5 protein-coding genes and 1 pseudogene are annotated in these 8,117 nt (G+C 62.5%); 2 read left to right on the forward strand and 4 right to left on the reverse strand.

Going from position 1 to position 8,117, the window contains the following annotated elements:
- Positions 1 to 69 precede the first annotated feature (69 nt).
- The 4 genes from Q0P59_RS15510 to Q0P59_RS15525 all read right to left on the reverse strand — a co-directional run bounded on the left by Q0P59_RS15510 (position 70) and on the right by Q0P59_RS15525 (position 5,809).
- Positions 70 to 1,269 (reverse strand): CaiB/BaiF CoA-transferase family protein, encoded by a 1,200-nt coding sequence (locus Q0P59_RS15510; RefSeq protein ID WP_295007892.1) that lies wholly within the window; start codon positions 1,267 to 1,269, stop codon positions 70 to 72.
- Between the two features lies 1 nt (position 1,270).
- Positions 1,271 to 2,056 carry a glutamate racemase gene (gene murI / locus Q0P59_RS15515; RefSeq protein ID WP_295007894.1) on the reverse strand — a complete coding sequence of 262 codons (786 nt, stop codon included), beginning with the start codon at positions 2,054 to 2,056 and terminating at the stop codon, positions 1,271 to 1,273.
- Between the two features lie 64 nt (positions 2,057 to 2,120).
- Complete coding sequence (gene icd / locus Q0P59_RS15520) at positions 2,121 to 3,362, reverse strand: NADP-dependent isocitrate dehydrogenase (protein WP_295007896.1); 1,242 nt, start codon at positions 3,360 to 3,362, stop codon at positions 2,121 to 2,123.
- 209 nt (positions 3,363 to 3,571) lie between these two features.
- Positions 3,572 to 5,809, reverse strand: a complete 2,238-nt coding sequence (locus tag Q0P59_RS15525; protein WP_295007898.1) for an NADP-dependent isocitrate dehydrogenase — start codon at positions 5,807 to 5,809, stop codon at positions 3,572 to 3,574.
- 214 nt (positions 5,810 to 6,023) lie between these two features.
- Between Q0P59_RS15525 and aceK the strand changes: the two genes are divergently transcribed.
- Positions 6,024 to 7,796, forward strand: a complete 1,773-nt coding sequence (gene aceK / locus Q0P59_RS15530; protein ID WP_295007900.1) for a bifunctional isocitrate dehydrogenase kinase/phosphatase — start codon at positions 6,024 to 6,026, stop codon at positions 7,794 to 7,796.
- A 65-nt stretch (positions 7,797 to 7,861) separates the two neighbouring features.
- A pseudogene (locus tag Q0P59_RS15535) lies at positions 7,862 to 8,117 on the forward strand (NAD(P)(+) transhydrogenase (Re/Si-specific) subunit alpha); the annotation flags it as partial.

Consider the following 8,117-nt stretch of genomic DNA (forward strand, 5'->3'; position numbering starts at 1 on the left):
GGCTACACCATCGCCCCCGCCCAACCGGGGGCGATGCCGTTCACGGCCAGCCCTCCCGGTCTGCAGGGCCTACACCGCGCCATCCGCCCTCAAGACCGCTATCCGTTCGGGCGTGTAGCCCAACCCCTGCAATACCTCGTCGGTATGGGCGCCCAGCGCCGGGCCGATCCACTCCGTAGCGCCCGGCGTGTCGGAGAGGCGCGGCACGATGCCGGGCATCCTGAAGGCCTTGCCGTCCGGCAGGGTGGCCGACTGGAACATCTGGCGGGCGATGAACTGCGGGTCGGCGAACATGTCGAGCGCCGAATAGACGCGCGACGACGGCACCTCCGCCCCGGCCAGAATCGCCAGCACCTCGCGCTCGTCGCGGGCGGCGCACCAGGTGTCGATCAGCGCATAGATTTCGTCGCGCCGCGCATCCCGCCCGGCGTTATCGGCCAGCGCCGGATCGTCGGCCAGATCCTGGCGCCCGATGGCCGTCATGAAGCGTTTGAAGATGGCATCGCCGTTGGCACCGATGGTGACGTGCTTGCCGTCGCGCGTGGTGTGCGTGTTCGACGGCGTGATGCCGGGCATGATGTTGCCCGTTCGCTCGCGGACGAAGCCGAATACGTCGCACTCCGGCACCAGCGACTCCATCATGGCGAACACCGCCTCGTAGAGCGCGACATCGACCACCTGCCCGGCACCGCCGTTGACCTCCTTGTGGCGCAGGGCCATCAGGGCGCCAATGGCGCCCCACAGCGCGGCAATCGAGTCGCCGATCGAGATGCCGGTGCGCACCGGCGGCCGATCGGGAAAGCCGGTGATGTAGCGCAAGCCGCCCATCGACTCGCCGACCGCGCCGAAACCCGGCTGATCCTTGTACGGCCCGGTCTGGCCGAAGCCGGAAAGACGCACCATGACCAGGCCGGGGTTGTCCGCCTTGAGCTGCTCCCAGCCCAGGCCCAGCTTTTCCAGCACGCCCGGCCGGAAGTTCTCGACCAGGATATCGGCCCCGGCGATCAGGCGACGCACGAACTCGCGCCCTTCCGCATGCTTCAGGTTGGCCGTCACCGATTTCTTGTTGCGCGCCTGGACGTACCACCACAACGACGTCCCTTCGTACAGCTTGCGCCACTTGCGCAGGGGATCGCCGCCATCCGGCGCTTCGACCTTGATCACCTCGGCGCCGAACTCGGCCATGATGCGGGTGCAGAACGGCCCGGCAATCAAGGTACCGAGTTCGACAACGCGCAGCCCGGCAAGCGGCTTTATCGCATCCTTCATGTCAGGGCTCCCAATGTTCGACCCGCATTTTCTGTCCGAGCAAACGGTCAACCGTCGCCGCGACCTGTTGCGGCGCGCCGCTGGTTGCCAGACTCAAGCAGCCGCTGCCGCCGCCGAGCAGGCCGCCGGCCGCCAGCAGGCGTTCGAGTTGCCGCGCTACCGCTTCCCCGGTGTCGAGCAGGGTCGCGCCATCCGGCAAACGGCGGGCAATCGAAGCGGCGACCCAGGGGTAATGCGTACAGCCGAGCACCACGACATCCGCCGCCGCATCGGCCAGGGGCGCGACGTATTCGTCGAGCAGATGCTCGACCAGCGGGCTGCCCGGCCCCTCGCCCTCGATCGCCTCGGCCAGCCCCGGACAGGCCTGGGTCACGACGCGAAGCTGATGGGCATGATTGCCGACCAGTCGCTGGAAGCGTTCGCTATGCAGCGTCCGGGTCGTTGCCAAAACACCGATGACGCCTCGCCGGCTCAGCGCAGCCGCCGGTTTCACCCCTGGTTCAAGGGCAACGACAGGCAACTCGATGGCGGCGCGAATGGCTTCGGCGGCAGCTGCCGTGGCCGTATTGCAGGCGACGACCAGGGCCTTGGCGCCACGCCGCGCCAGCGCCTCGGCGATGACCACGCCACGCTCCCGGAGAAAGCTCTCCGAACGGTCGCCATAGGGCAAAAACCGGGTGTCGGCAAAGTAGAAATAATCCTCATGCGGCAAGCGCTCTCGCAGGGCGTGCAGCACGGTCAGGCCACCCAGGCCCGAATCGAAGACGGCAATGTGCTGGTTACTCAAGATTGGCCTGATAAAAAAGAAGCCCCCTTGGCGGGGGCCTCATTCAATCACAATCGGCAGCGAATTACATCCGGGCGATCATCGCGTCGCCGAATTCCGAGCAGGAAAGCTCGTTGGCGCCGTCCATCAGGCGGGCGAAATCGTAGGTCACCTGCTTGTCGCCGATGGCCGCTTCCATGGACTTGATGACCAGGTTGGCCGCCTCGACCCAGCCCAGATGGCGCAGCATCATTTCGGCCGAGAGGATCAGCGAGCCCGGGTTGACCTTGTCCAGCCCGGCGTACTTCGGCGCCGTGCCGTGGGTGGCCTCGAAGCAGGCATACTTGTCGGAAATGTTGGCGCCCGGTGCGATGCCGATGCCGCCGACCTGCGCCGCCAGCGCGTCGGAAATGTAGTCGCCGTTCAGGTTGGTGGTGGCGATCACGTCGTACTCGGCCGGACGCAGCAGGATCTGCTGCAGGAAGGCGTCGGCGATGGAATCCTTGACGATGATCTCACGCCCGGATTTCGGGTTGCGGATCTTGCACCACGGGCCACCGTCGATCAGCTCGGCGCCGAATTCCTCCTGGGCCAGCTTGTAGGCGGTGTCACGGAACAGGCCTTCCGTGAACTTCATGATATTGCCCTTGTGCACGATGGTCACCGACTTGCGGTCGTTGTCGATGGCGTACTGGATGGCGGCGCGCACCAGGCGCGAGGTGCCCTCGACCGAAACCGGCTTGATGCCGATGCCCGAGCTCTCGGGGAAGCGGATTTTCTTGACGCCCATTTCCTCCTGCAGGAACTTGACGACCTTCTTCATGCCTTCCGAACCGACGGCCCATTCGATGCCGGCGTAGATATCCTCGGTGTTCTCGCGGAAGATGACCATGTTGGTCAGCTCGGGATGCTTCAGCGGCGACGGAACGCCCTTGAAATACTGCACAGGCCGGACGCATTGGTAGAGGTCGAGCTCCTGGCGCAGGGCCACGTTCAGCGAGCGGATGCCGCCGCCGACCGGCGTCGTCATCGGCCCCTTGATCGACACCGCGTATTCCTTCAGCGCATCGAAGGTTTCCTTGGGCAGCCACTCGTCCGAACCGTAGAGGCGGGTCGATTTCTCGCCGGCGTACACTTCCATCCAGTGTATTTTCTTCTTCCCGCCATAAGCCTTGTCGACCGCCGCATCGATGACCTTGATCATCACCGGCGTGATGTCGATGCCGATACCGTCGCCTTCGATGAACGGAATGATCGGATTATCCGGAATCGCCTGCCCCGGAACGATTTTCGAACCACCTTGCGGAACCTTGATGTGAGAAGTCATAGTCACTCCATGCGTTGTTATCGGACGGCGGCCTGACGTCGAAGCCGGTCTCTGCGATGGCGCCGGGGGCTGCGTCTCCCTCCCCGACGTTGGCGATGATTATGCGGCAAAAGCCGGGGCCGTGTCAGCCGTCGGCCAGGCGGCGGCAACAAAGAAAAAGGCCCGGCAGGCCCTGTCGGACCTGCCGGGCCATAGGGCCTGACTGCGGCTTAGGCGCGTGCCGACTTCAGCGCTGCATTCAGCGTCGGGCTCGGACGCATCACGGCCTTGGTCTTCTCCGGATCGGCCTTGTAGTAGCCGCCGATATCGACCGCCTTGCCTTGCACCGTCTTCATTTCGGCGACGATCTGGGCTTCGTTGTCGGTCAGGGTCTTGGCCAGCGGCGCGAAGTGGGCGGCCAGTTCGGCATCGTCCTTCTGCGCAGCCAGTTCCTGCGCCCAGTACATGGCGAGGTAGAACTGCGAGCCGCGGTTGTCCAGCTCACCGGTCTTCGGCGACGGCGACTTGTTGTTGTCGAGCAGCTTGCCGGTCGCGGCATCCAGCGTCTTGGCCAGCAGCTTGGCCTTGGCGTTGTTTTCCTTGATCCCCAGCTCTTCGAGCGACACGGCCAGGGCCAGGAACTCGCCCAGCGAATCCCAGCGCAGGTGGTTTTCCTGCGTCAACTGCTGCACGTGCTTCGGGGCCGAGCCGCCGGCACCGGTTTCGTACATGCCGCCGCCGTTCATCAGCGGGACGATGGACAGCATCTTGGCCGAGGTGCCCAGTTCCATGATCGGGAACAGGTCGGTCAGGTAGTCGCGCAGGATGTTGCCGGTCACCGAGATGGTGTCCAGGCCGCGAGCGACGCGCTCCAGCGTGAAACGCATGGCGCGGACCTGCGACATGATCTTGATCTCGAGACCCGAGGTGTCGTAATCCTTGAGGTACTTTTCGACCTTCTTGATCAGTTCGGCTTCGTGCGGACGGTACGGATCGAGCCAGAACACCGCCGGGGTGTTGGAGTTGCGGGCGCGGGTGACGGCCAGCTTGACCCAGTCGCGGATCGGCGCGTCCTTGACCTGGCACATGCGCCAGATGTCACCGGCTTCGACGTTCTGCGTCAGCAACACTTCGCCGCTGTTGTTGTCGACGATGTTGGCGATGCCGTCTTCGGCGATCTCGAAGGTCTTGTCGTGCGAGCCGTATTCCTCGGCCTGCTGGGCCATCAGGCCGACGTTCGGCACGGTGCCCATGGTCTTCGGATCGAAGTTGCCATGCCACTTGGTGAAGTTGATCATCTCCTGGTAGATGCGGGCAAAGGTCGATTCCGGCATGACGCACTTGGAGTCGTACTGCTTGCCGTCGGCGCCCCACATCTTGCCGCCCTGACGCATCATGGCCGGCATGGAGGCGTCGACGATGATGTCGTTCGGCGAGTGGAAGTTGGTGATTCCCTTGGCCGAATCGACCATGGCCAGACGCGGACGGTGCTCCTGGCAGGCGTGCAGGTCGCGGATGATCTCGTCGCGCTTGGATTCGGGCAGGGCCTTGATCTTCTCGTACAGATCGACCATGCCGTTATTGACGTTGATGCCCAGTTCGGCAAAGGTCTTGCCGTGCTTCTCGAAGGCTTCCTTGTAGTAGATCTTGACGCAGTGGCCGAAGACGATGGGGTGCGACACCTTCATCATCGTCGCCTTGACGTGCAGCGAGAACAGGATGCCGGACTGGCGGCAGTCTTCGAGCTGGTCTTCGTAGAAGTCGCAGAGCGCCTTCTTGCTCATGAACATGGAGTCGATGATCTCGCCTTCGAGCAGCGACAGCTTCGGCTTCAGCACGGTGGTCTTGCCGCCCTTGGCGATCAGTTCCATGCGCACTTCGCGCGGCTTGTCGAGGGTCATCGACTTTTCGCCGTGATAGAAGTCGCCGTGGTGCATGTGGGAAACGTGGGTCTGCGACCATTGCTTCCACTCGCCCATGGAGTGCGGGTGCTTCTTGGCGTAGTTCTTGACGGCGCCCGGCGCGCGGCGGTCGGAGTTGCCTTCGCGCAGGACCGGGTTGACGGCGGAACCGAGGCACTTGCCGAAGCGGGCCTTCAGCGCCTTGGCTTCATCGGTATCGGCGGTTTCCGGGTAGTCGGGGATGGCGTAGCCCTTTTCCTGCAATTCCTTGACGCAGGCCTTGAGCTGGGCGACGGAGGCCGAAATGTTCGGCAGCTTGATGATGTTGGTGTCCGGCAGCAGACACTTCTTGCCCAGTTCACCGAGCGTGTTCGGCAGGCGCTGCGCTTCGGTCAGGCATTCCGGGAATTCGGCAATGACACGGGCGGACACGGAAATGTCAGCCTTTTCGACCTCGATGCCAGCCGGACCGGTAAAGGTGCGGATGATCGGCAAGAACGCGCACGTCGCGAGCAGCGGCGCTTCGTCGGTCAGCGTGTAGATGATTTTTGACTTTCCACCAGCCATGTATATCCCCTTGCGTTGGATTGAGTTTTTTGGGCCGAGGGTAAGACTCGACCCTTTGTAAACCGGTTTGCAGAAGCAAAACATTGAGAGTATCGGCCCCCATCGAATCTCAGTCAACGAAACGCGTTTTCACATTGCGATGTCCTTGAAAAATGGCATTTTTTTCAGAACCTGCCCGATGCTATATTTCAGACTGTCCATTGGATCGGCCACCATGAAGATATCTGTCGGACTCTACGGCACCAACGCGCACCAGATTGCCCTGGCCATGATCCAGGGATTCAACAAGCACTACACCCTCTTCCGGCAAACCAGCCGCGAGGCCAAGACGCGCTTCGAGCAAAGCGACTGGCTGGGCGTGCACAAGGCTGTCAAGGAACGGATCCGCTTCTACGACGACCGTGTCGACGAGTGCGTGGAGCGCCTGCGCAGCGAGTTCGACGCGGGGACCATCGACGACGCCACCTGGCAGCAGGTCAAGCTGCTCTATATCGGCCTGCTGCTCAACCACAAGCAACCCGAGCTGGCCGAGACCTTCTTCAACTCGGTCACCACCAAGATCCTGCACCGCAATTATTTCCACAACGATTTCATCTTCGTGCGCCCCACCATCTCGACGGAGAACATCGAGAGCGAGGACACGCCGACCTACCGCAGCTACTACGCCAAGGAAGACGGGCTCCGCGGCGCCGTCCGCGACATCGTGGCGGACTTCGGCTGGCAGCGCCCGTTCGCCGACCTGGATCGCGACCTGGAGCATGTCTACCAGGCCGTGCTCGGCTACCTGAGCGGCATGCCGCGGCGCGAGGTGAATTTCCAGATCCAGGTGCTGGCTTCCGCCTTCTATCGCAACAAGGCCGCCTACATCCTGGGCAAGGCGATCAACGGCGCCAACGAATACCCGTTCGCCATTCCCGTCCTGCACGACGACAACGACCGCCTCTACCTCGACACCATCCTGCTCGACGCCTGGCGGATCGGCCTGCTCTTCTCGCTGTCGCGGGCCTACTTCATGGTCGACATGGAAGTCCCCTCGGGCTACGTGCAATTCCTGCGCTCGATCATGCCCAACAAGCCGCGCTCCGAGATCTACATCATGCTCGGCCTCGGCAAGCAGGGAAAGACCATGTTTTTCCGGGATTTCATCTACCACCTGCACCATTCGGAAGACAAATTCATCATGGCCCCCGGCATCCGCGGCCTGGTCATGCTCGTCTTCACGCTGCCGTCCTACCCCTACGTCTTCAAGATCATCAAGGACGTGTTCGGCAGCTCGAAGGAAATGGACCAGGCCACCGTCAAGCGCAAGTTCATGATGGTCAAGCAGGTCGACCGCGTCGGGCGCATGGCCGATACGCTGGAATTCTCCAACGTGATGTTCCCCCTCAAGCGCTTCGACGACGAAGTGCTGGGCGAACTGCAGAAACTCGCCCCTTCCAAGTTCGAGGTCGACGGCGACCAGCTGATCATCAAGCACCTGTACATCGAGCGCCGCATGGAGCCGCTGAACATCCACCTCGACCGCATGGACAAGACCAACAACCTCGAAGGCATGGAACACGCCATCAGGGAATACGGCAGCGCCATCCGCGAACTGGCCCAGGCCAACATCTTCCCGGGCGACATGCTGTGGAAGAACTTCGGCATCACCCGTTTCGGCCGCGTCGTGTTCTACGACTACGACGAAATCGAATACATGACCGACATCAACTTCCGCAAGATTCCGCCGGCGCCCGACTTCGAGACGGAAATGTCCGGCGAGGTCTGGTATGCGGTGGCCCGGAACGACGTCTTCCCGGAGGAGTTCGCCACCTTCCTGCTCGCCTCGCCACAGGTGCGCAAGATTTTCATGAAGCATCACAAGGACCTGCTTTCACCCAAATTCTGGCAGGAATCGCAGCAGAAAATCCGCGATGGGCACGTCGAGGACTTTTTCCCCTACCCACAAGCGCTGCGTTTCTGTAACAATCCGACCCAAGCAGACTGACGCATTTTCATCAACAAAAAAATACAGGGGAAAAATACCCCTGTGCTACCCACTGGAGTAACAGCATGCCGCTAACCATCGCGGTCGTGAGGGAGCGCTCGTCCGGCGAAAGCCGCGTCGCGCTGGTTCCCGAGACGGCCAAGAAGTTCGCCGCCCTCGGCGCCCAGCTCTGCATGGAGCAAAGCGCGGGCATCCAAAGCCACTTCCTCGACTCGGACTACGCCGGAGTCAAACTCGTCGGCGGCATTGCCGACGCCTACGCCAACGCCGGCCTGATCCTTCGCGTCACGCCGCCCAGCGCCGAGGAAATCGCCGCCATGC

It is taken from the genome of uncultured Dechloromonas sp. (genome assembly GCF_945957265.1).
Classification (GTDB): domain Bacteria; phylum Pseudomonadota; class Gammaproteobacteria; order Burkholderiales; family Rhodocyclaceae; genus Azonexus.

Excerpts from the sequence above, each read along its gene's own strand:
- Q0P59_RS15510 (WP_295007892.1), bottom strand. The coding sequence starts at position 1,269 with ATGAAGGATGCGATAAAGCCGCTTGCCGGGCTGCGCGTTGTCGAACTC.
- icd (WP_295007896.1), bottom strand. The coding sequence starts at position 3,362 with ATGACTTCTCACATCAAGGTTCCGCAAGGTGGTTCGAAAATCGTTCCG.
- Q0P59_RS15525 (WP_295007898.1), bottom strand. The coding sequence starts at position 5,809 with ATGGCTGGTGGAAAGTCAAAAATCATCTACACGCTGACCGACGAAGCG.
- aceK (WP_295007900.1), top strand. The coding sequence starts at position 6,024 with ATGAAGATATCTGTCGGACTCTACGGCACCAACGCGCACCAGATTGCC.